Source organism: Chromohalobacter sp., from assembly GCF_039830575.1.
Lineage (GTDB): Bacteria > Pseudomonadota > Gammaproteobacteria > Pseudomonadales > Halomonadaceae > Chromohalobacter > Chromohalobacter israelensis.
Genome location: NZ_JBDOOX010000006.1, coordinates 48,040 through 69,079, shown reverse-complemented (window position 1 = coordinate 69,079; position 21,040 = coordinate 48,040). Strand labels below are relative to the sequence as shown.

The window sequence follows — 21,040 nt, the reverse complement described above, 5'->3', positions numbered from 1 at the left end:
GCCACCGCCCTGACATCATGACGTGAACCGGCTCAATTCGCGCTCGGCGACACGCCGCGCGGTGGCGTCAGCCGCCAGCACCGCCTCCAGCGTGTGAGCCGACTGCACCTCGCATGCCTCGCATACCGCCGCCACCAGCGCGGGGATCTGCGCAAACTTCAACCGCCCCTCGAGAAACGCCGCCACGGCCACTTCGTTGGCGGCGTTCAAGGTGGCCGGCGCCGTACCGCCCGCCGCCATCGCCTCGCGGGCGAGACGCAGGCACGGGAAACGCGACTCGTCGGGGGCCTCGAAATCGAGCCTCGCCACGGCGAACAGGTCCAGCGGCGCGACGCCGGCGTCGATGCGCTCGGGCCACGCCAGTCCGTGGGCGATCGGGGTGCGCATGTCGGGATTGCCCATCTGGGCGATCACCGACCCATCGCTGTACGCCGCCATCGAGTGAATCACGCTCTGCGGATGCACCACCACCTGGATCTGTTCGGGACGCGCGTCGAACAGCCAGCAGGCCTCGATCAACTCGAGGCCCTTGTTCATCAAGGTCGCGCTGTCCACCGAGATCTTGCGGCCCATCGACCAGTTGGGATGCGCACAAGCCTGTTCGGGCGTCACCTCGTCCAGCTGGGCTTGCGACCAACCTCGGAACGGCCCGCCCGACGCCGTCAGCAACAGCTGGGTCACGCCATGGCGCGTCAGTCCGCCACGATGCTCCGTGGGTAGACACTGGTAGATGGCATTATGTTCAGAATCGATGGGCAAAAGTACCGCGCCATGCCGGTCGACGGCGTCCATGAACAACGCGCCGGACATCACCAGGGCTTCCTTGTTGGCCAGCAGGACGCGCTTGCCGGCGCGTACCGCCGCAAGCGTCGGCATCAAGCCGGCGGCCCCCATGATCGCGGCCATGACCACGTCGCTGTCGCGACTTCCCGCGACCTCGGCGAGCGCCGCCTCGCCGGCGCGCACCTCGGTGTCGAGGCCGGCGTCGCTGAGTGCGGCACGCAGCCAGGCGGCATCATCTTCCGTGCCGAGGACCGCGATGTCGGGGCGGTGCGCAAGACACTGATCGCGAAGCGTCTCACGGGAGCGGTGGGCGGTCAGGGCATGCAACCGATAGCGTTCGGGGTGACGGCCAATGACATCGAGGGTGCTGCGACCGATGGAGCCGGTGGCCCCGAGCACGGTCACACATTGTCTCCCAGCGGAGTCGGCATAATCCATTCGTCACCTCAGCCCAACCATGGGCGCAACAAGACAAAGAGAGGAATCGCGGCGGTCAGACTGTCGATACGATCCAGCACGCCGCCATGCCCGGGCAGCAGGTGGCTGGAATCCTTCAGACCTCGCTGACGCTTGAGCATGCTTTCGAACAAGTCGCCCAATACCGAGATCAGGACCACCGGCAGCGCCAGCGCCATCAGCCGAAGCGTGTCGGCGGCGGCGAGGCCCTGCCATTGAGCGAACCCCCAGGCGAGCAGCACGACGGCCAGCATGCCGCCGTATACGCCCTCCCAGGACTTGCCGGGACTCACGCGCACGGCCAGCTTGCGGCGACCGAAGGCGCGCCCCGCGAAGTAGGCTCCGATATCGGCGACCCACACCAGAAGCAGGACGAACAACAGCCACTCCGCGCCGTCGCTGCGCAGCTGCACGAACCCGACCCAGCATGGCAAGAGCACCCAGAGCCCCATGGCCAGGCGCGTCGTGCGCCCCTGCCACTGGGTATTGTGGTGCGGATAGCGCACCACCCAGTACAGGTTGGCCAGCCAGCCCAGCATGCCCAGCCACAAGGGCCACGACTGGTGGACGAGGCCGGTGCCCCAGAGCAGGACCATGGCGGCGGCGCAGAAGCCGACGAAGGCCAGACGCGGGGCCTGGCGCATGAAGCCGGCCAGATTGGCCCACTCCCAGGCGCCCACCAGCAGGACGGCCCCCGTGAACAGGGCGAAGAGGGCGCCGGAAAGCCCGAACAGGCCGAGCAGCGCCAACGGCGCCATGACCAGCGCCGTGAGAATACGTTGCCTAAGCACCATGGGCCTCGATTTGTTCCTGAGTCATGCCGAAACGACGCTGACGCGCGCCATAGGCGTCCAGCGCGGCGTCGAATGCCTCGGCGCCGAAGTCGGGCCACAGCTCGGGCGTGAAATAGAACTCCGCGTAGGCAAGCTGCCACAGCAGAAAATTGGAAATGCGTTGCTCGCCGCTGGTACGGATGCAGAGGTCGACCGGCGCTTCGTCGGCCAGGCTGACCTCCGCCCCCAGAGATTCTTCGTCGACCGCCTCGGGCGACAACTCGCCACACGCCACGCGTTCCGCCAGCCGGCGTGCAGCGTGGGCGATGTCCCACCGCCCGCCATAGTTGGCGGCGATGACCAGGTGAAGACCGCGGTTGTCGCGGGTCAACGCTTCGGCACGGGCGATATACTGCTGTATGGCATCGGAAAACTCCGCGCGGTCACCGATCACTGTCAGGCGGATATCGTGCGCGTGGAGCTTTTTCACTTCACGCTTGAGCGCCCACAGGAACAGCTCCATCAACGCTCTGACCTCGCTCGCCGGCCGTTTCCAGTTCTCGCTGGAAAAGGCGAACAGGGTCAGCGTGCCGATGCCGCGTTCGGCGGCCCGGCCGATCACGGCGCGGACCGCCTCGACGCCGGCACGATGGCCGCGAATGCCGGACAGCCCATGCGCACGCGCCCAGCGATTGTTACCGTCCATGATGACCGCCACGTGGCGCGGCAACTCGCCCGCGCGGGATGGGGAAAACGGCTGTGAGGTCATGGGATCCCGTTGCGTGGAGACCGACGGGCGCCCTGCCCGTCGGCCACCCTCTTAGACCTGCAGCAGGTCGTGTTCCTTGGTTTCCAGAAGCTTGTCGATCTCGGTGACGTACTTGTCGGTCAGCTTCTGGATCTCGTCGATGGCGTGACGCTCTTCATCCTCGGTGATCTCCTTCTCCTTGAGAAGCGACTTGAGATCGCCATTGGCATCGCGGCGCACGTTGCGTACCGCCACGCGCGCGTTTTCCGCCTCGCCACGCGCCTGCTTGATGTAGTTGCGCCGCGTTTCCTCGGTCAGCGGCGGCAGGGGCACGCGAATCACGTTGCCTGCCGCGGCGGGATTGAGGCCCAGGTCGGAGGTCATGATGGCCTTTTCGACCTTGGGCACCATGCTCTTTTCCCAGGGCACGACCGCCAGTGTGCGGGCATCTTCCACGTTGACGCTGGCCACCTGGTTGAGCGGCATCTCGCTGCCGTAATACTCAACGGTGACCGCATCCAGCAGGCTCGGATGCGCGCGCCCGGTACGAATCTTGTGAAAATTGGCGTTCAACGCCTCGACGCTTTTCTTCATGCGCGCGTCGGCGTCTTTCTTGATGTCGTTGATCACGGTTTCAGCCTCTGTCTACCAGCGTTCCTTCCTTGCCACCCACTACCAGGTTGAGCAAGGCTCCCGGCTTGGTCATATCGAACACGCGCACCGGCATGTCATGGTCCCGCACCAGGCAGATGGCGGTCAAATCCATCACCCCGAGCTTCTGATCGAGCACGTCATCATAGGTCAGGCGCTCGTACTTGGCGGCATCGGCATGCTTGACGGGATCCTTGTCGTAGACGCCGTCCACCTTGGTGGCCTTGAGCACGACATTGGCGTCGATCTCGATGCCTCGCAGGCACGCCGCCGAATCGGTCGTGAAGAAGGGGTTGCCGGTGCCGGCGGAGAAAATCACCACATCGCCCGACGTCAGGTACCGGATCGCGGTGCGCCGGTCGTAATGCTCGACGACGCCGCTCATGGGAATCGCCGACATCACGCGCGAACGGATGTTGGAGCGCTCCAGCGCGTCGCGCATCGCCAGGCCGTTCATCACCGTCGCCAGCATCCCCATGTGGTCGCCGGTCACACGCTCCATGCCCGCGGCATGCAGCGCCGCGCCACGAAACAGGTTACCCCCGCCGATCACGATGCCGACCTGCACGCCGATCCCGACCAGCTGGCCGATTTCCAGCGCCATGCGGTCGAGCACCTTGGGATCGATCCCGAACTCGTGCTCGCCTATCAGGGCTTCGCCGGACAGTTTCAGTAGAATGCGCTTGTACTTGGACTTCTCGTTACGCTCGGCAGGCGTGGCGCTACGATCGGTAGGGGCAGACATTCGGGACTCTCCTTCGTCTCAGCGGACTGTATCGGCAGGGGGTGGGAACGGCGTGGCCGCGTGACGGCCGGATACGCGATGGCGTGCGCAGTTGCGCACGCCATCGTCGTCACAGACACAGGACAGCTTAGCTGCGGCGTGCCTGTTCCATGACTTCCTGGGCGAAGTCGACCTCTTCCTTCTCGATGCCCTCACCCACTTCGAAGCGAGTGAAGCCGACCACTTCGCCACCCGCAGCCTTCACGTACTCGGCCACGCTCTGGTTGGGGTCCTTGACGAAGGGCTGCTCGGTCAGGCTGTTTTCGGCCAGGTACTTCTTCAGACGACCCTGGACCATCTTCTCGGCGATCTCCGCCGGCTTGCCGGCCATGTCCGGCTGCGCCAGGATGATGGCCTTTTCGCTGTCCAGTTCCGCCTGCGGCATGTCTTCCGGATGCGCGACGCTCGGGTTGATGGCCGCCACGTGCATGGCGACATCCTTGGCCACCTCGGCGTTGCCGCCCTTGAGCACGGTCAGCACACCGATGCGGCCACCGTGGACATAAGCGCCCACGACACCGCCAGCCGGCGCCTCGACGACGACCGCACGACGCACGCTGATGTTCTCGCCGATCTTCTGGACCAGCTGCTCGCGAGCTTCTTCCAGTTCGCCTTCCATCAGGCTGGCGACGTCATCGCTCTTGGCCTCGAACACCTTGCCGACGACCTTCTCGGCAAAGGCGGTGAAGTTGTCGTCGCGTGCCACGAAGTCGGTCTCGGAGTTGACTTCGAGCATCACGCCGTAGGTGCCGTCTTCGGCAACGCGTGTGACCACGCCACCTTCGGCCGCCGTGCGCTCGGCCTTCTTGGCCGCTTTCAAGCCGGAGTTCTTGCGCAGGTTTTCGATCGCGGTTTCGATATCGCCGTCGGCTTCGGTGAGCGCTTTCTTGCACTCCATCATGCCGAGGCCGGTGCGCTCACGCAGTTCCTTGACCAGAGATGCGCTGATAGCTGCCATGGTAATACCTCTGAATGTGGTTCGACGTCTGTTGGAAACACTGTCCCGAGCCGGCACGGCTTGATCGTGGCATGGCGTGACATGCACGCGCGGCGCTCGACCAGCGCTTCCTTTGAAAGAAGAATTCCTTCTCGGTTCACCGTCGTATCGCCGGACGGTGAAAAGGGGGCTCGCAGCCCCCTTTGTGTCCGTGCCGGGTCACCCGTGGGTCGCCCTAGCAAACTGGTCGCTCGCAGCGAGCGTCGGCACGGACCCGACGCCATCACTCGGCGGCGGCTTCGTTCTCATTCGTCTCGGTCACTTCGACGAACTCGCTGGCGCTGTTGTCCTTGGCACGCACGCAGACGTCGGCGACGGCCTGGGCGTAGATCTGGATAGCGCGGATGGAGTCATCGTTGCCCGGAATCACGTAATCGACACCGTCCGGATTGGAGTTGGTGTCGACGACGCCGATGACCGGGATACCCAGCTTGTTGGCTTCGTTGATCGCGATGCGCTCGTGATCGACATCGACCACGAACAGCGCGTCGGGGAGGCCGCCCATGTCCTTGATGCCGCCCACGGAGCGTTCGAGCTTGTCCTGCTCGCGCGTGGCCATCAGGACTTCTTTCTTGGTCAGCTTCTCGAAAGTGCCGTCTTCGTGCATGGCTTCAAGTTCGCGCAGACGCTTGATGGAAACGCGAATGGTCTTGAAATTCGTCAGCATGCCGCCCAACCAGCGATGGTTGACGAACGGCTGACCGGCACGGCGGGCTTCTTCCTTGATGATCTTGCTGGCGGCGCGCTTGGTGCCGACGAACAGGATCTTGTTGTTGGACGCCACCATCTTCTCGATCACCGCGAGCGCGTCGTTCAGCGCCGGCAGAGTATGTTCGAGGTTGATGATGTGGATCTTGTTACGTGCGCCGAAGATGTACTTGCTCATCTTCGGGTTCCAGTAACGGGTCTGGTGACCGAAGTGGGCGCCTGCCTTGAGCAGGTCACGCATATTGACTTGTGCCATGGATGACTCCTGAATCGGGTTAGGCCTCCATACACCCCATGGATCCGACCACGACGACACGAATGTCGCCCCGGCACCCGGGACCATGTGACGGTGCATGTGTGTTTTCAAGGCGTTATCATTTCTCGCCCGCTTGCCGCACCGCCGATGCCTCGGACGGACCGAACGCGTCAGGCGGCGATTGCAGTAAGGCGCGCGGCTTTATACCATAGATCGATTCCGAGATGAAGTCGCTCTTGGTCGCCACGCCCCGGCGAGACGCCCGCGTGACGACTCGCCGCGTGCCCCCTGCCGGGCGCCGAGACTATAGGCCAGGAGCCGCTTCGACGCCAGACCCGAACCCTCCGAATTCGAGATCGCATGAACATTCCCATCAAGACCGCCGACGAAATCGAAAAAATGCGCGAAGCCGGTCGCCAGGCCGCTTCCGTGCTGGAAATGATCGCGCCTCACGTGGCGGCCGGCGTCACCACCGGCGAGATCGACCGGCTATGCCACGAGTACATCGTCAACGAGCTGGGCTCCACGCCGGCGCCGCTCAACTACCACGGGTTTCCCAACGCCACTTGCACGTCGATCAACCATGTCGTCTGCCACGGCATTCCGGACATGGGCAAGAAGCTCAAGAAAGGCGACATCATGAATCTCGACATTACGGTCAAGACCGCCGACGGCTACCATGGCGACTCCAGCGTGATGTTCGTGATCGGGGAAAGCATCCAGGGCGGACGCCTCTCGCGGGTCACCCAGGAGTGTCTCTACAAGAGCATCGCCGAGGTGCGCCCCGGCGTTCGCCTCTCCGAACTGGCGCGCACGATCCAGCAGCACGCCGAGCGGCACGGTTACTCGGTGGTGCGCGACTTCTGCGGCCACGGCATCGGCGCCGGCTTCCACGAGGACCCGCAGTTCCTGCATTATGACGGCTACGCGCCGGAGGCCGACGCGGTACTCGCCGAGGGCATGTGCTTCACCATCGAGCCGATGCTCAATGCGGGCGACTATCGCACCAAGGTACTCCGCGACGGCTGGACGGCGGTCACCAAGGACAAGAGCCTGTCCGCCCAGTGGGAACACACCTTGCTGGTCACCGCCAACGGCGTCGAGGTGCTCACCGCCCGCCAGGACGAGGATTTCAGCTTCCTCGCGGCATGAACGCCGGCATGCCAACGCCGCCCCGGCCACCAGGAGAGCCACGCGAATGCTGCTTCATCACTATCGCTTCGTGCCCGACGAGACGCTGTTCGATGCGTCCGCCTTCCGCGAAGCGCTAGCCGCCAGCCGCACCCCGATACGCGTGTTCAAGGACGCCCTGCGTGACCTGCAGGAGCGTCTGGACGCACGCTTTCGCGCCGGCAGCGACATTCGCGACCTGGTCCATGGGCGCGCCTGGTGCCTGGACCAGTTGCTGCGCATCGCCTGGGAGCGCTACGACTGGCCGGACGACGGCATCGCCCTGCTCGCCGTCGGCGGCTACGGGCGCGGCGAACTGCACCCCTACTCCGATATCGACCTACTGCTGCTGCTCGAGCGCGATGACGACACCGCCTACCGCGAGGGGCTGACCGGCTTCATCACCTTTTTATGGGACATCGGCCTGGAAATCGGGCACAGCGTGCGCTCGCTGGCCGACTGCGAGCGCGAGGCGCGCGCGGACCTCACGGTGATCACCAACCTGCTGGAGTCCCGCACCCTGGCCGGCCCCGAGCATCTGCGCGAAACCATGCGCGCCCGCCTGGCGAGCGAGGCGATGTGGCCGAGCGATGCGTTCTTCGAAGCCAAGTGGCAAGAGCAGATCGCGCGTCACTATCGCTACAACAACTCGGAATACCATCTCGAGCCCAACATCAAGAGCTCCCCCGGCGGGTTGCGCGACATCCAGATGATCGGCTGGGTCGCCAAGCGCCATTTCGGCGAGCTGCGCTACGAGGACGTCGTCGCCCAGGGTTTCATGAACGATGCCGAGCTGCGCATCCTCAGTCAGGGCCAGGCCTTCCTGTGGCAGGTGCGTTATGCGCTGCACATGCTCAACGGCCGCGCCGAGGACCGCCTGCTGTTCGATCATCAGCGTGCCATCGCCGAGCTGTTCGGCTATCGGGACACGCCCGAGCGCCTCGCCATCGAGCAGTTCATGAAGCGCTACTATCGGCATGTCACCGCGCTGGCCGGGCTCAACGACATGCTGCTGCAGCATTTCGACGAAGTCATCCTGCGTGCTCACGAGACGCCGGACATCACTCCGCTCAACGCCCGCTTCGAAATTCGCGGCGGCTACATCCAGGTGCGTCACGCCAGCGTCTTTCGCCAGCGCCCCGGCGCCCTGCTCGAGCTCTTCCTGCTGATGGCCCAGCACCCCGAGATCGAGGGCGTGCGTGCCGAGACCATTCGCCTGATACGCGATCACCGCCACCTGATCGACGAAAGCTTCCGCGACGACCTGCGTCACCAGAGCCTGTTCATGGAACTGCTGCGCAGCGGCGGGAACATTCCGCGCCAACTGCGGCGAATGAACCGTTACGGCATTCTGGGCAAGTACCTGCCCGAGTTCGGCCAGGCGGTGGGGCTGATGCAGCACGACCTGTTCCACCTCTATACCGTCGACGCCCACACTTTGCGCTTGTTGAAGTTCGTGCAACGTTTCCGCGAACCCGAAGGCCATGAGGACTTTCCCGTCGCGGCGACCCTGGTTCATCAGCTCCCCAAGCTCGAACTGCTGTGGATCGCCGGGCTGTACCACGACATCGGCAAGGGGCGCGGCGGCGATCACTCGGAACTCGGCGCCATCGACGCCACCGCCTTCTGCGAACGTCACGGTCTGTCGCCGCGCGACACCCGTCTGGTGGCCTGGCTGGTCGAGCACCACCTGCTGATGTCCAAGACCGCCCAGAAGCGCGACATTTCCGACCCCGACGTCATCCATGAATTCGCGCTGGCGATGCGCGACGAGGTGCACCTCGATTACCTCTACGTGCTGACCGTGGCGGATATCACCGCCACCAATCCCTCGTTGTGGAACGGCTGGCGTGCCGCCCTGCTGCGTCAGTTGCACACCGAGACCAAGCGCGCCCTGCGACGTGGGCTGGACCATGCCATCGACCGCGAGGAATGGGCCCGCGAGTCGCGCGAGGAGGCACGCGGCCTGCTGTCCACGGTAGGCATCGACACCGCCAGCGCGGATGCCCTGTGGGCATCGTTCGGCGACGACTACTTCCTGCAGTACGCGCCCAGCGAAATCGTCTGGCAGACCCAGGGCATTCTCGCTCACCAGCCATCGGAACTGCCGTTGATCCTCGCCAACGCGCCCACCGAGGACATGGCCGACGGCGGCACCAAGGTGTTCATCCACACCCGCTCGGTCAACGACCTGTTCGCCGCCACCGCCGCCGCCATGGAGCAGCTGGGGCTGTCGATCCACGATGCCCGCATCGCCACGTCCAGCAACGACTGGACGCTCAACACCTTCATCGTGCTCGACGACGACGGCGAACCGATTCGCGATCCACAACGCCTCGAGGAAATCCGCCATCACCTGGTGGAGGAGCTCGACGATCCGGCCGACTACCCGCGCATCGTCACCCGGCATACCTCGCGACAGCTCAAGCATTTCAAGGTCCCGACCCGGGTAGTGATCGAGCAGGACACCGCCAACGCCCGCACCATCGTCGAGCTTACCGCCCCCGACCGCCCCGGCTTGCTGGCCCGCGTCGGGCGCATTTTCATGGAACAGGACATCGCCCTGTCGGCGGCCAAGATCGCCACCCTCGGCGAGCGCGTCGAGGACGTCTTCTTCATCACCGACAAGACGGGCGAACCGCTCACCGATCCCGAGCGCCAGGCCCGCTTGCGCGAACGACTCTGCGAAACGCTCGACGTCTGAAGCATGCGTCCATTTGAGGCCCCAGCCCCGCTTGCCTATAATCGGGCGCTCCCGACGGCGTCGCCTGCGTCGCCCTGACAACGCCACGTCCGGCATGCCGGACTCGCTGCTGGATTGCCGATGAACCCCGATCTCGACGCCCTCAAGCCGTATCCCTTCGAGAAGCTCGCCGCCCTCAAGGCGGGAGTGACGCCATCCGCGTCGTCCCCCATCGCGCTGTCCATCGGCGAGCCGCGTCATGCACCGCCCGCCGCGGTACTCGACGCGATGCGCCGCTTCGAGGGCGAGGTCGCTCGCTACCCGGCCACCGCGGGTCTGCCCGAATTGCGCGACGCCATCGCCCGGTGGGCGAGCCGACGCTACGCCTTGCCTCCCGGCTCGCTCGACCCCGAACGCCACGTGCTGCCGGTCAACGGCACCCGCGAAGCGATCTTCGCCTTCGTCCAGGCCGCGCTGGACCGCACGCGTCCGGCCAAGGTGGCCATGCCCAACCCGTTCTACCAGATCTACGAGGGCGCGACCCTGCTGGCCGGCGGCGAGCCCGTCTACCTCGACTGCCCGCCCGCCAACGGTTGCCTGCCCGACCTCGACGCCGTGCCCGCCGACACCTGGCGCGACGTGCAGCTCGTCTTTGTATGCTCGCCCGGCAACCCCACGGGCGCCGTCACCCCACTGGCCGAGTATCGAAAGCTGATCGCCCTGGCCGACGAGCACGATTTCATCATCGCCTCGGACGAATGCTACTCGGAACTCTACCTCGACGAGCACCAGCCGCCTGCGGGGTTGCTCGAGGCCTGCGCGGCCATGGGACGCGACGACTACCGCCGCTGCCTGGTCTTTCACTCGCTGTCCAAGCGTTCCAACCTGCCGGGATTGCGTTCGGGCTTCGTGGCCGGCGACGCCGAGCTGATCGCCCCGTTCAAGCGCTACCGCACCTACCACGGTTGCGCCATGCCGCTGACGACCCAGCAGGCCTCGATCGTCGCCTGGGGCGACGAGCAGCATGTGCGCGCCAACCGCGACGCCTATCGTGACAAGTTCGCCGCCGTCGGCGAGATTCTGGCACCGGTGATGGACTTCCCCACGCCACGCGCCAGCTTCTACCTGTGGCCGGCGGTTCCGGGGGGCGACGACGAGGCCTTCGCCCGCGACCTGTTCGCCGAGGAACACGTCACCGTGCTGCCCGGCCGCTACATGTCCCGGGCCGGTGAAAACGGCGATCCCGGGGCGGGACGCGTACGCCTGGCGCTGGTCGCCGAGATCGAGGCCACCGTCGAGGCGGCATACCGCATCCGGCGTTTCATCGAGCGCCGCGCTTGAGTCGTCATGCCCGCGCATGGCACCACACGAACATCATCAACGGGGAACCGTCATGATCACGCTCTACGGCATCAAGACCTGCGACAGCTGCCGCAAGGCGCGTCGTGCGCTCGACGCGCAGGGCACCGCCTATCGCTATCACGATCTGCGCGAGGACGGTCTCGACGCCGAGCGTCTCGATGCCTTCCTCGCACGCAGCGACTGGAAAACGCTGCTCAACACTCGCAGCACGACCTGGCGGGGGCTGGACGAGGCCGACAAGCGCGATCTCGACGCCGCAAGCGCCCGAGCCCTGCTGCTGGCGCATCCGACATTGCTCAAGCGTCCCGTGCTGGAAACCCCCGACCGCTTGCTGGTGGGCTTTCAGGCCGAGGCGTACCGCGCGCTCTAGGCACCGTCGACCCGCCCATGCATTACTGACGACACTCTGACATCTCGAGGATTTCCCCATGCTGAGCTTCGCTCTCGGAATCGGCCACCAGAACACCCAAGGCGAGTGGCTGGACGTCTACTACCCGACGCCCCTGCTGAATCCCGACGACGCCCTTGTCGCGGCGGCACGCGAGGCACTCGCGGCGCCGGCGGGCAACGCCGCGGTCAGCTTCCTGCCCGAACACTGCCAGGCCCTGTCCTCGGCACTGCACCAGGCAGGCGCTACCGAGCAGGCCGAACTGGCCGAGGCCTTCGCCGCCGCCCAGCGCCCGCTCGTCGCGGTCTTCCTCGACGAGGACAGCGCCCCGGCCAGCGTGCCCGAGGTCTACCTCAAGCTGCACCTGCTCTCGCATCGCCTGGTCAAGCCGCATGGCGTCAAGCTCGATGGCATGTTCGGCCTGCTCAAGAACATCGCCTGGACCAATGAAGGTCCCATCGACATCGACGAACTCGCCGCCCGGCGTCTCAAGGCACGCCTCGAAGGCCGCCCGCTCACGGTCGACTGCGTCGACAAGTTCCCCAAGATGGCCGATTACGTGGTACCCAAGGGCGTGCGCATCGGCGATACCGCACGTGTCCGCCTGGGGGCTTACCTCGGCGAAGGCACCACGGTCATGCACGAGGGCTTCTGCAACTTCAACGCCGGGACCGAAGGACCGGGCATGGTCGAAGGGCGCATTTCCGCGGGCGTGACGATCGGCAAGGGGTCCGACCTGGGCGGCGGCTGCTCGACCATGGGCACCCTCTCCGGCGGCGGCAACATCGTCATCAAGGTCGGCGAAGGCTGCCTGATCGGCGCCAACGCCGGCATCGGCATTCCGCTGGGTGATCGCTGCACCGTCGAAGCCGGCCTCTACGTCACCGCCGGCGCCAAGATCGCCGTCCTCGACGACAAGGGCGAGCTGGTGCAGACCGTCAGCGGCCGCGACCTGGCCGGCCAGAGTGACCTGCTGCTGCGCCGCAATTCGCAGAACGGGCGCATCGAATGCCTGACCAACAAGAGCGCCGTCGCGCTCAACGAGGCGCTGCATGCCCACAACTGAGGCTGGCACCACACCGGCATCGGCGACGCTGGCGCTGGCCTTCGACTTGCTTCGGCGCCACTCGGTGACGCCGAACGACGCCGGTTGCCAGGCACTGATGATCGAGCGCCTGGAACGCCTGGGCTTCCAGGTCGAGCGCCTGCGCATCGGCGAAGTGGACAACTTCTGGGCCACGCGGGGGGAGACGGGCCCCCTGCTGGTCTTCGCCGGCCACACCGACGTGGTGCCCACCGGCCCTGAAAGCGACTGGCAGTATCCGCCCTTCACGCCGCGCATCGATGCCGATGGCATGTTGTGCGGGCGCGGCGCGGCGGACATGAAAGGCAGCCTGGCGGCGATGGTCACCGCCGTGGAGACCTTCATCGAGGCGCATCCGGACCACCACGGCCGCCTGGGCTTTCTGATCACCGCCGACGAGGAAGGGCCCGCCGTTCACGGCACCCGCGCGGTGGTCGAGCACCTGCGTGAAAAAGGGGTCGCGCCCGATTACTGCATCGTCGGCGAGCCCTCGTCCAGCGAGCGCCTGGGCGATACCCTCAAGAACGGCCGCCGGGGCTCGCTCGGCGGTATCCTGCGCGTCAAGGGCGTACAGGGCCATGTCGCCTATCCCCACCTGGCACGCAATCCCGTCCACGAGGCAGCCCCGGCCCTGGCGGCCCTGGCCGAGGCCCAGTGGGACGCCGGCAACGCCTTCTTTCCCGCGACCAGTTTCCAGATCTCCAACCTCCAGGCCGGCACCGGGGCCAGCAACGTCATTCCCGGGCAGCTGGAGGCGGTATTCAACTTCCGTTTCTCGACGGAGGTCACCGCCGAGGCCCTGAAGGCGCGCACTACCGAGATACTGGACCGCTTCGCGCTCGACTACACGATCGACTGGACGCTCAATGGCGAACCGTTCCTCACCGCCGAGGGCGCGCTGATTGACGCCACCGTCGCCAGCGTAGAGGACGTGCTGGGCTACCGGCCCCAGCTGTCGACCGGCGGCGGCACCTCGGACGGGCGTTTCATCGCCACGCTGGGCGCCCAGGTGATCGAGCTCGGCCCGGTCAACGCCACGATCCACAAGGTCGATGAACGAATACGCGCCGCCGACCTGGAGACGCTGAGCCGTCTCTATGCGACCATCATGCAACGCTTGTTCACCTGAGGTCCGCCGTGGAGCGCTATCCCGATATCGAGATCTATCTGGCCAAGACCGACATCGAGGCCATTCAGCAGTGGCTCGACGAGCACCTCGAGGCACCGTCCCCGCTGGTCAAGCGCGGCAAGCATCAGTGGCGGGCCCGTGCCCGTCATGCGGCCAGCGAGATCCCCATCCTGCTGGTGGAAAACGCCGCCGATGGCTTTGCCAGCCTGTGGTTCGACAGCCCGCATACGCCCTGGCCGCGCGACGTGGATTGCGCCCGTGCCGCCGCTCGGACACTGGGCTGCGAGGTACGCTGTTCGCTGGGCGGCTGGCAGCCCGGCGATGAGCCGGACCGCTTCTGGCAGGTACGCGCGGATGGCGAGGAAGGCGCCATCCACTGGCCGGATCAGGGCCAATAAGGCGCCGCAACGCAAGACGCCCCGCCTGGGCAAGGCGGGGCGTCGTCAGGGCAGGTAAGAAAAGTGTCCGCTCAGGAAATCACGGTCACGTCATCGGCCTGCAGGCCGCGTTCGTTCTCGACGACGTGATAGCGAACCTTCTGGCCTTCCGCTAGGGTGCGATGCCCCTTGCCGCGAATGGCACGAAAATGCACGAACACATCTTCGCCGCTATCACGCGTGATGAAACCGTAGCCCTTGTTGACGTTGAACCATTTCACCTCGCCGATCTCGCGATCGTCGTTTTCCAGCTCCGCCAGGTGCGCCAACTGCGTCGATTGCGGCGCGAGCATCTGCGTGCACAGGGTCCCCAGCAGCAGCAGCGCGAAGACGGCCAGCGCCGTGGCGCTGTAGGCGATGGCGAGACCATCGGCTTCGAGCAGCAGGGAAAACTCCAGCACGCTACCGGTCAGCGTCACGAAAAGGGCGATCAACAGTGGGGATGGAATGGCCAACAGGACACTGATGAGACTGCAACGTAGGAATATCTTACGATTCATGGACCTCGATATCTCTTGTTGTCCGACGGAAACGCTCCTGAGCGCCGGGGCGCTCGTGGAGCCGACATGGAGTGCGTAGCGAATGCGCCACGCCATTGAACACGATATTTTCGAACACAACGTCGTTTTCGAACACATTGCATAAGGTGTCATAAATGAACGGTGACACACCGTCGAAAGATTCTAGCATGACCGACGAGGCCACGCGCGACCGCCTCGATGCCCTCGAGACACGTCTGGCCTATCAGGAAGATTGGCTGGATACGCTGGACCGGGCATTGACCGCGCAGGACCGGCGGGTGGCGCACCTCGAGCGCACCAACGCCCTGCTCCGCGAACGTCTGCGCGACCTGCGCCAGAACGTCGAGACGCTGGGCGACGACAGCGCACCGGCCCCACACGACGAGATCCCGCCCCATTACTAGCCGCCGGTCACCGCGGCATGCCGCGCCGTCAGGCGTGAGCGGGACGTTTCAACAGCAGGATCAACGGCGCCACCAGTAGATACAGCATGCCCAGCCACAGGAAAATATCGTTGTAGGCCATGACCATGGCCTGCTCGAGCAGGGTCCGCGACAGCATGCCGAGGGAGGCGGTCTGCGGGTCGCCGGTGGCGGCCAGCAGCTGCTGATATTGCGCCTGGGTGGCATTGACCACCTCGCGACCGCTGTCGATGGCGGGAATCAACTGGTTCCAGTGGTAGTCCTCGCGCCAGTCGCGGATCGTGTCCAGCAGCGCCAGCCCCACCGCGCCGCCCAGGTTGCGCATCACGTTGAACAGGCCGCTGGCGTTGCCGACCTCGCTCGGCGGCAAGGTGCCGAAGGCGATACGCGAGGTGGGAATCAGGCACATCACCAGGCCCACGCCGCGCACCACCTGCGGCCAGAAGAACGCGTCGAACCCGGCCTCGGCGGTCAGGTTGGCATTCATGATGGTGCCGATGCCGGTCAGCGTCATGCCCAGCAACAGCAGCACCCGCAGGTCGACCTTGTCGGAAGCGCGCCCCACCAGGGGAGCGGTCAGGAACATCGCCACCCCGGTCACGATCATGACCTCACCGATCTGCAGCGCCGAATAGCCTCGCACATTGCCCAGGAACAACGGCAGCAGATAGACCAGGCCATAGAGCCCGATGCCTACCACGAACCCCAGCCACGCCCCCACGGCGAAGTTGAGGTTGGCGAAGGCGCGCAAATCGACGATCGGATGGCGGTGGCGCAGGGTCCGCCAGAAGAACCCCAGCGACGCGAGCGCGCAGACGAAGGCAGCGATGAGGATCGTGCGACTGGCGAACCAGTCGTCACCGGGGCCTTCTTCGAGCGAAAACTCAAGCGTGCCCAGGAAGAGCGCCAGCAGGGCCAGCCCGATGAGGTCCAGATGCCGCAGGGCACGCCGATCGGGACGATCGATGTCCAGCAACCGCCATACCGCCAGCGACACCAGAACGCCGGGCACCGCGTTGGCCAGGAACAGCCAGTGCCAGCTCGCGAACTCGGTGATGTAACCGCCCACGGTCGGGCCCACCGACGGTGCCAGGGTCGCCACCAGCCCCATCACGGCCTGCACCGAGCCCATCATGCGCCGCGGGAAGACACTGAAGCTGATGGCATAGGCAATGGGGATCATCGCTCCGCCCATGAAGCCCTGAATCGCGCGCAGCACGATCAGCGACTCGATGGAGTTGGCCATGGCACAGCCCAGGCTTGCCAGGGTAAAGCCCAGGCACGAGACCACGAACGCCACCCGGGTGGAAAGGATCCGTGTCAGCATCCCCGACAGCGGGATCATGATGATCTCGGCGATCAGATACGATGTCTGGACCCAGGAGATCTCGTCGGCGCTGGCCGAGACCCCGGCCTGGATCTCGTTGAGGGAACTGGCGACGATCTGGATGTCCAGAATCGCCATGAACATGCCGAACACGGCGGCCACGAAGCCCAGTTGCGTGCGCCGCGAAGGTGCCTCCCGGGGCCCTGACGCCGTATCGGTCACCGCCTCCGCCATGTCAGGCGTCGTCCTCGGGGTCGAGGTCGCGCGTATCCACCGTTGGCACCACCGAGAGGCCGTCGCGCAGGCGTCCCAGGGCTTCTTCCGGCCCCGTCACACGGATGCGCACCGGCACCCGCTGCACGATCTTGTTGAAGTTGCCGGTGGCGTTGTCATTCGGCAGCAGACTGAAACGCGAGCCCGTGGCCGGCGCCAGGCTGTCGACGACGCCCTCGAAGGCGATATCGGGATATGCATCGACATGCAGCGAGACCGGCTGTCCCGGCCGCATCCGCGCCGTCTGGGTTTCCTTGTAGTTGGCGACGACATACGCCGAGCGGATGGGAACCAGGTGCATCAACGTCAGCGACGGCTGCGCCAGTGTTCCCACCTCGACCGTCTTGTTGCCGATCACGCCCGCCACCGGTGCCCTCAGACGCGTCTTGTCGAGCTGGTGGCGCGCGTTGTCCAGGTCCGCACGGGCGGCTTCGATGTTGGCCTCGGCACTGTCGCGCTCGGCGTTCAGCACATCGAGCTGCTTGCGCGACGATGCCAGCGTGGCGCGTCGCGCCGCCAGCGTCGCCTCCGCGACCTGCAACGCCGCCTGGTCGTCCTGATATTCCTGCTGTGAGGCGTAGTTCTTTTCCGCCAAGCGTTGCGAGCGCTCGAGATGAAGACGTGCCTGCTCGACATCGGCCTGTGCCGACGTCACCCGGGCCTGGGCCTCCTCGATCGCCGCCTGCTGCTGCTCGACCTGACGCGCGGCACTCACGGCATTGGCCTGGGCCACGGCCAGTGACGCCTGCGCCTGGGCCAGCTGTGACTTGGCATCGCTGGGATCGAGCTTCACCAGGATATCGCCGGCTGCGACCCGCTGGTTGTCGGCGACCGCCACCTCGGCCACGCGCCCCGTGACTTCGGCGCGCACCGCCACGCTGTCGGCGTGCACGTAGGCGTTGTCGGTCTCTTCGAAGAAACGGCCCGTCTGCCACCAGTGCACGCCCCACACCAATGCCAGCACCACCAACACGACCAGTGCCAGCGCCGTATAAAGTCGCTTCTTGATTTTCATAACTCGCGTTCACCGGGCGGACTACAGGGGCGAGTAGGATACACTAATTTGCCCCGACGACGCTTGAGGACACGCCGACGAAACGACACCTCCGCACCCGCTGGGCGATGTCGCCATGCAGAGAAGATGATAGCATTCGCGGTTGTCAGCGAGTCTCACCCGCATCTCATCGCCGCCCGCCAAAGGAACGTGACATGCCACTCTTCGGTAGCCGACCGGCCTTCTTCTTCCGTTCCCGACACCGTCGGCATGTCGACCCCTGGACCCTGGTGACGCTCGGCGTTGCGCTGAGCGTGGCCCTGCCGGTCATCACGGTCCTGGTGCACGTGCTGATTCCCTCGCGGGCGATCTGGGCGCATCTCGCGGATACCGTGCTCACCGGGTACCTCACCAACACCCTCTGGCTGGCGCTGGGCGTCGGCATCGGCACGACCGTCATCGGGACCGGTACCGCCTGGCTGATCGCCATGTGCCGCTTTCCAGGCCGCCGCGTCTTCGAGTGGGCGCTGCTGTTGCCCCTGGCCGTGCCCACTTACGTCATCGCCTACGCCTATACCGACTTCCTGCAGTACGCCGGCCCCCTGCAAGGCGAACTGCGCGCGCTCTTCGGCTGGGGCCACGGGGACTACGTCTTTCCCAATATCCGCTCGCTGGGCGGCGCCACGCTGCTGATCACCCTGGTGCTCTATCCCTACGTCTACCTGCTCACCCGCGCGGCATTCCTCGAACAGTCGGCCTGCGTGCTGGATGTGGGACGCACGCTGGGGCGTGGCCCCTGGCGACTGTTCACGACGGTCGCCGTGCCACTGGCGCGACCGGCGATCATCGGCGGCGTCTCCCTGGTATTGATGGAAACGCTCAACGAGTTCGGCGCGGTGCAGTACTTCGGCGTGGACACCTTCACCACGGGGATCTATCGCACCTGGTTCGGCATGGGCGAACCCGTCGCCGCCGCGCAACTGGCCGCCTGCCTGCTGGCCTTCGTGATCATCGTGGTCGCCCTGGAACGCCTCTCGCGCGGCCGCCGTCGATACTTCCACACTACCGGCCGCTATCGCCAATTGCCGGAGTTCACCCTCCGCGGCTGGCATGCCTGGGGCGCCTGCCTCGCCTGTGCCTTGCCCATCGGCATCGGCTTCGTGCTGCCCGGCGTCATTCTCGCCGACCTCGCCCTGGAGACGGGCGATGACGTTCTCGGCGCTCGGTTCCTGGACTACGCCGGCAACAGCCTCATGCTCGCGGCCCTCGCGGCACTGGTCGCCGTGGGCCTCGCGCTCGTGCTCAGCTATGGCGTGCGCCTGCATCCCGGCCGCACCACCCGGACGGCCACGCGCATCGCCGCCATGGGCTATGCCGTGCCCGGCTCGGTCGTCGCGGTGGGGATTCTGATCCCTCTCACCTGGGTCGACCGCCACCTCTATGCCTGGTTGAACGGGCAGCTCGGCATTGAGACCGGTCTGATACTGAGCGGGACGGCCTTCGTCTTGATATATGCCTATGTCGTGCGCTTTCTGGCGGTATCGTTCAATACCGTGGAAGCGAGCCTGGCCAAGGTCACCCCCGGCATGGATGCGGCGTCCCGCACGCTGGGCCAGACCGCCGGCGGCACCCTCCGGCGCGTTCATACCCCGCTCATGAGAGGCAGCCTGTGGGCGGCCCTGCTGCTGGTCTTCGTCGATGTCATGAAGGAATTGCCCGCGACGGTGATCCTGCGCCCCTTCGATTTCGACACCCTGGCGGTACGCGCGCACAACCTGGCCGCCGACGAGCGCCTGGCGGAGGCCGCCTCGTCATCGTTGGCCATCGTCCTGGTCGGCGTCATTCCCGTCATCCTGCTCAGTCGAGCAATTCGCCACGCGCGCCCCGGGGCCTCAGGCGGGAAACGCGAAGCACTGTGAAGCATCCAGCTCCAAGGCCAGCGACGTGCCGACATCCGGCAGGAAAACGCCAGGCACCTGGGCGTGCAGATGCACCTCGCCACCCCCGCCATCGGCTGCGGCCAGGTGCAGCAGGCTGCTGCGTCCCAGGAGCTTGGCCATGACCACGCGGGCCTGCCGGGGCGCAGACGTCTCCACCGCGCTGGCGGCGTGAGCGAACGGCGTCACACGGATCGCCTCCGGGCGAATCATCACGCGTGCCCGCGCGCCCTCGGCAAGCGTCGGCGCCGCCACCGCACCCGCCGGTGTCGCCACGGCACCGTTGCGGACGTCGCCTGACCACTCGTTGACGGCACCGAAAAACGTCACCACGAAAGGGTCCTGCGGCTGGCAGTACAACTGATAGGGCGTCCCCCACTGCACCACGCGCCCCTCGCGCATCAGGGCGATGCGATCCGCCATGAACATCGCCTCCTCGGGGTCGTGCGTCACCAGCAGCGTCCCGGCTTCTCCCTGCTTGAGCGCATGCAGGGTATCGTCGCGAATCTGTTCGCGCAGGCGCGCATCGAGACTGGAGAATGGCTCGTCCAGCAGCATCAGCTGCGGCGACGGCGCCAGGGCGCGGGCCAGGGCCACGCGCTGCTGCTGTCCGCCCGACAACTGGTGCGGATAGCTTTCGGCGCGGGCCGCCATGCCCAGCTGATCGAGCCAGTGGCGGGCGCGGGCGCGCCGCTGTGACGCCGGCAGGCCATCCAGGCCGAAGGCGACGTTGTCCAGCACACTGAGGTGAGGAAACAGCGCCGCTTCCTGAAACGCCAGGCCGACGCTGCGCTTCTCGGGAGGCACATGACGGCCACCGACCGTGCTGAGCGCCTCGCCTCCCAGGTAGAGTTCGCCATGCTGCAAACGTTCGAGACCGGCCACGAGGCGCAGCACCGTTGTCTTGCCGCAGCCCGACGGCCCCAGCAGGCACACCACTTCACCCGGCATCACCTCGAGACTGACCTCTTCCACGGCGACATGCTCGGCATAACGATGGTGCAGCCGGCGCACGTCCAGACGAGGAGAAACCGACGCGGCAGTGCATGTGCGGGAGGCATTGAACGGTTGATTCATGGTCAAGGGCCCAAGGACGTCAAGCGATGAGGCGATCGGCAGCCACATGGGCCTGACGCAACCGGTCACCGCCTGTCGTT

General features: G+C 65.9%; 20 protein-coding genes. 9 read left to right on the top strand and 11 right to left on the bottom strand.

The window, feature by feature from the left end:
• Positions 1-15: 15 nt before the first annotated feature.
• The 7 genes from ispC to rpsB all read right to left on the bottom strand — a co-directional run bounded on the left by ispC (position 16) and on the right by rpsB (position 6,156).
• Complete coding sequence (ispC, locus tag ABGX75_RS04305) at positions 16-1,221, bottom strand: 1-deoxy-D-xylulose-5-phosphate reductoisomerase (protein ID WP_035414504.1); 1,206 nt, start codon at positions 1,219-1,221, stop codon at positions 16-18.
• An 8-nt stretch (positions 1,222-1,229) separates the two neighbouring features.
• Positions 1,230-2,033 carry a phosphatidate cytidylyltransferase gene (locus tag ABGX75_RS04300; protein ID WP_347410603.1) on the bottom strand — a complete coding sequence of 268 codons (804 nt, stop codon included), beginning with the start codon at positions 2,031-2,033 and terminating at the stop codon, positions 1,230-1,232.
• Entirely contained in the window at positions 2,023-2,781 is a 759-nt protein-coding gene (gene uppS, locus ABGX75_RS04295; RefSeq protein WP_035414503.1) for a polyprenyl diphosphate synthase, read from the bottom strand. The genes ABGX75_RS04300 and uppS overlap by 11 nt, the downstream gene beginning before the upstream one ends.
• Before the next feature lie 51 nt (positions 2,782-2,832).
• On the bottom strand, positions 2,833-3,390 hold the full coding sequence (gene frr, locus ABGX75_RS04290) for a ribosome recycling factor (RefSeq protein ID WP_011505874.1): 558 nt from the start codon (positions 3,388-3,390) through the stop codon (positions 2,833-2,835).
• Positions 3,391-3,394: 4 nt separating this feature from the next.
• Positions 3,395-4,156, bottom strand: coding sequence for a UMP kinase (gene pyrH / locus ABGX75_RS04285; protein WP_011505873.1), 762 nt, complete (start codon positions 4,154-4,156; stop codon positions 3,395-3,397).
• A 127-nt stretch (positions 4,157-4,283) separates the two neighbouring features.
• Positions 4,284-5,153: a translation elongation factor Ts gene (gene tsf / locus ABGX75_RS04280; RefSeq protein WP_011505872.1), complete on the bottom strand. Its 870-nt coding sequence runs from the start codon at positions 5,151-5,153 to the stop codon at positions 4,284-4,286.
• Between the two features lie 262 nt (positions 5,154-5,415).
• Positions 5,416-6,156 (bottom strand): 30S ribosomal protein S2, encoded by a 741-nt coding sequence (rpsB, locus tag ABGX75_RS04275; protein WP_035414502.1) that lies wholly within the window; start codon positions 6,154-6,156, stop codon positions 5,416-5,418.
• A gap of 360 nt (positions 6,157-6,516) precedes the next feature.
• Here rpsB and map point away from each other — a divergent pair, with 360 nt between their 5' ends.
• The 7 genes from map to ABGX75_RS04240 all read left to right on the top strand — a co-directional run bounded on the left by map (position 6,517) and on the right by ABGX75_RS04240 (position 14,370).
• Positions 6,517-7,308: a type I methionyl aminopeptidase gene (map, locus tag ABGX75_RS04270; protein ID WP_011505870.1), complete on the top strand. Its 792-nt coding sequence runs from the start codon at positions 6,517-6,519 to the stop codon at positions 7,306-7,308.
• Between the two features lie 46 nt (positions 7,309-7,354).
• A complete protein-coding gene (locus ABGX75_RS04265) occupies positions 7,355-10,030 on the top strand; it encodes a [protein-PII] uridylyltransferase (protein WP_347410602.1) in 2,676 nt (891 codons plus the stop codon).
• Between the two features lie 120 nt (positions 10,031-10,150).
• On the top strand, positions 10,151-11,350 hold the full coding sequence (dapC, locus tag ABGX75_RS04260; protein WP_347410601.1) for a succinyldiaminopimelate transaminase: 1,200 nt from the start codon (positions 10,151-10,153) through the stop codon (positions 11,348-11,350).
• A gap of 52 nt (positions 11,351-11,402) precedes the next feature.
• A complete protein-coding gene (locus ABGX75_RS04255; protein WP_035414499.1) occupies positions 11,403-11,741 on the top strand; it encodes an ArsC family reductase in 339 nt (112 codons plus the stop codon).
• A 58-nt stretch (positions 11,742-11,799) separates the two neighbouring features.
• Complete coding sequence (gene dapD / locus ABGX75_RS04250) at positions 11,800-12,825, top strand: 2,3,4,5-tetrahydropyridine-2,6-dicarboxylate N-succinyltransferase (protein WP_035414498.1); 1,026 nt, start codon at positions 11,800-11,802, stop codon at positions 12,823-12,825.
• The gene (gene dapE / locus ABGX75_RS04245) at positions 12,812-13,972 is read left to right on the top strand and encodes a succinyl-diaminopimelate desuccinylase (RefSeq protein ID WP_347410600.1); all 1,161 of its coding nucleotides are present in this window, start codon (positions 12,812-12,814) and stop codon (positions 13,970-13,972) included. Before dapD ends, dapE begins: the two co-directional genes overlap by 14 nt.
• Positions 13,973-13,980: 8 nt before the next feature.
• Complete coding sequence (locus ABGX75_RS04240) at positions 13,981-14,370, top strand: hypothetical protein (RefSeq protein WP_011505864.1); 390 nt, start codon at positions 13,981-13,983, stop codon at positions 14,368-14,370.
• A 71-nt stretch (positions 14,371-14,441) separates the two neighbouring features.
• Here the strand turns inward: ABGX75_RS04240 and ABGX75_RS04235 are convergent, their stop codons facing one another.
• Positions 14,442-14,909 (bottom strand): cold shock domain-containing protein, encoded by a 468-nt coding sequence (locus ABGX75_RS04235; RefSeq protein WP_011505863.1) that lies wholly within the window; start codon positions 14,907-14,909, stop codon positions 14,442-14,444.
• A 188-nt stretch (positions 14,910-15,097) separates the two neighbouring features.
• Between ABGX75_RS04235 and ABGX75_RS04230 the strand changes: the two genes are divergently transcribed.
• Positions 15,098-15,334: a SlyX family protein gene (locus ABGX75_RS04230; protein WP_011505862.1), complete on the top strand. Its 237-nt coding sequence runs from the start codon at positions 15,098-15,100 to the stop codon at positions 15,332-15,334.
• A gap of 28 nt (positions 15,335-15,362) precedes the next feature.
• Here the strand turns inward: ABGX75_RS04230 and ABGX75_RS04225 are convergent, their stop codons facing one another.
• Together ABGX75_RS04225 and ABGX75_RS04220 are read right to left on the bottom strand one after the other, a co-directional pair.
• Positions 15,363-16,913, bottom strand: a complete 1,551-nt coding sequence (locus ABGX75_RS04225) for a DHA2 family efflux MFS transporter permease subunit (RefSeq protein ID WP_052046759.1) — start codon at positions 16,911-16,913, stop codon at positions 15,363-15,365.
• Position 16,914: 1 nt separating this feature from the next.
• Entirely contained in the window at positions 16,915-17,967 is a 1,053-nt protein-coding gene (locus ABGX75_RS04220) for an HlyD family secretion protein (protein ID WP_035414495.1), read from the bottom strand.
• A gap of 194 nt (positions 17,968-18,161) precedes the next feature.
• Here ABGX75_RS04220 and ABGX75_RS04215 point away from each other — a divergent pair, with 194 nt between their 5' ends.
• Positions 18,162-19,865, top strand: coding sequence for an iron ABC transporter permease (locus ABGX75_RS04215; protein ID WP_011505859.1), 1,704 nt, complete (start codon positions 18,162-18,164; stop codon positions 19,863-19,865).
• Here the strand turns inward: ABGX75_RS04215 and ABGX75_RS04210 are convergent.
• Positions 19,839-20,960: an ABC transporter ATP-binding protein gene (locus tag ABGX75_RS04210; protein ID WP_347410599.1), complete on the bottom strand. Its 1,122-nt coding sequence runs from the start codon at positions 20,958-20,960 to the stop codon at positions 19,839-19,841. The two genes, ABGX75_RS04215 and ABGX75_RS04210, sit on opposite strands and share 27 nt — an antisense overlap.
• Between the last annotated feature and the right edge of the window lie 80 nt (positions 20,961-21,040).

What these genes read in the sequence shown, in the direction of transcription:
- ispC (WP_035414504.1), bottom strand. Translation starts at nt 1,221, where the DNA reads ATGGATTATGCCGACTCCGCTGGGAGACAATGTGTGACCGTGCTCGGG.
- ABGX75_RS04300 (WP_347410603.1), bottom strand. Translation starts at nt 2,033, where the DNA reads ATGGTGCTTAGGCAACGTATTCTCACGGCGCTGGTCATGGCGCCGTTG.
- uppS (WP_035414503.1), bottom strand. Translation starts at nt 2,781, where the DNA reads ATGACCTCACAGCCGTTTTCCCCATCCCGCGCGGGCGAGTTGCCGCGC.
- pyrH (WP_011505873.1), bottom strand. Translation starts at nt 4,156, where the DNA reads ATGTCTGCCCCTACCGATCGTAGCGCCACGCCTGCCGAGCGTAACGAG.
- tsf (WP_011505872.1), bottom strand. Translation starts at nt 5,153, where the DNA reads ATGGCAGCTATCAGCGCATCTCTGGTCAAGGAACTGCGTGAGCGCACC.
- rpsB (WP_035414502.1), bottom strand. Translation starts at nt 6,156, where the DNA reads ATGGCACAAGTCAATATGCGTGACCTGCTCAAGGCAGGCGCCCACTTC.
- map (WP_011505870.1), top strand. Translation starts at nt 6,517, where the DNA reads ATGAACATTCCCATCAAGACCGCCGACGAAATCGAAAAAATGCGCGAA.
- ABGX75_RS04265 (WP_347410602.1), top strand. Translation starts at nt 7,355, where the DNA reads ATGCTGCTTCATCACTATCGCTTCGTGCCCGACGAGACGCTGTTCGAT.
- dapC (WP_347410601.1), top strand. Translation starts at nt 10,151, where the DNA reads ATGAACCCCGATCTCGACGCCCTCAAGCCGTATCCCTTCGAGAAGCTC.
- ABGX75_RS04255 (WP_035414499.1), top strand. Translation starts at nt 11,403, where the DNA reads ATGATCACGCTCTACGGCATCAAGACCTGCGACAGCTGCCGCAAGGCG.
- dapD (WP_035414498.1), top strand. Translation starts at nt 11,800, where the DNA reads ATGCTGAGCTTCGCTCTCGGAATCGGCCACCAGAACACCCAAGGCGAG.
- dapE (WP_347410600.1), top strand. Translation starts at nt 12,812, where the DNA reads ATGCCCACAACTGAGGCTGGCACCACACCGGCATCGGCGACGCTGGCG.
- ABGX75_RS04235 (WP_011505863.1), bottom strand. Translation starts at nt 14,909, where the DNA reads ATGAATCGTAAGATATTCCTACGTTGCAGTCTCATCAGTGTCCTGTTG.
- ABGX75_RS04230 (WP_011505862.1), top strand. Translation starts at nt 15,098, where the DNA reads ATGACCGACGAGGCCACGCGCGACCGCCTCGATGCCCTCGAGACACGT.
- ABGX75_RS04225 (WP_052046759.1), bottom strand. Translation starts at nt 16,913, where the DNA reads ATGGCGGAGGCGGTGACCGATACGGCGTCAGGGCCCCGGGAGGCACCT.
- ABGX75_RS04220 (WP_035414495.1), bottom strand. Translation starts at nt 17,967, where the DNA reads ATGAAAATCAAGAAGCGACTTTATACGGCGCTGGCACTGGTCGTGTTG.
- ABGX75_RS04215 (WP_011505859.1), top strand. Translation starts at nt 18,162, where the DNA reads ATGCCACTCTTCGGTAGCCGACCGGCCTTCTTCTTCCGTTCCCGACAC.
- ABGX75_RS04210 (WP_347410599.1), bottom strand. Translation starts at nt 20,960, where the DNA reads ATGAATCAACCGTTCAATGCCTCCCGCACATGCACTGCCGCGTCGGTT.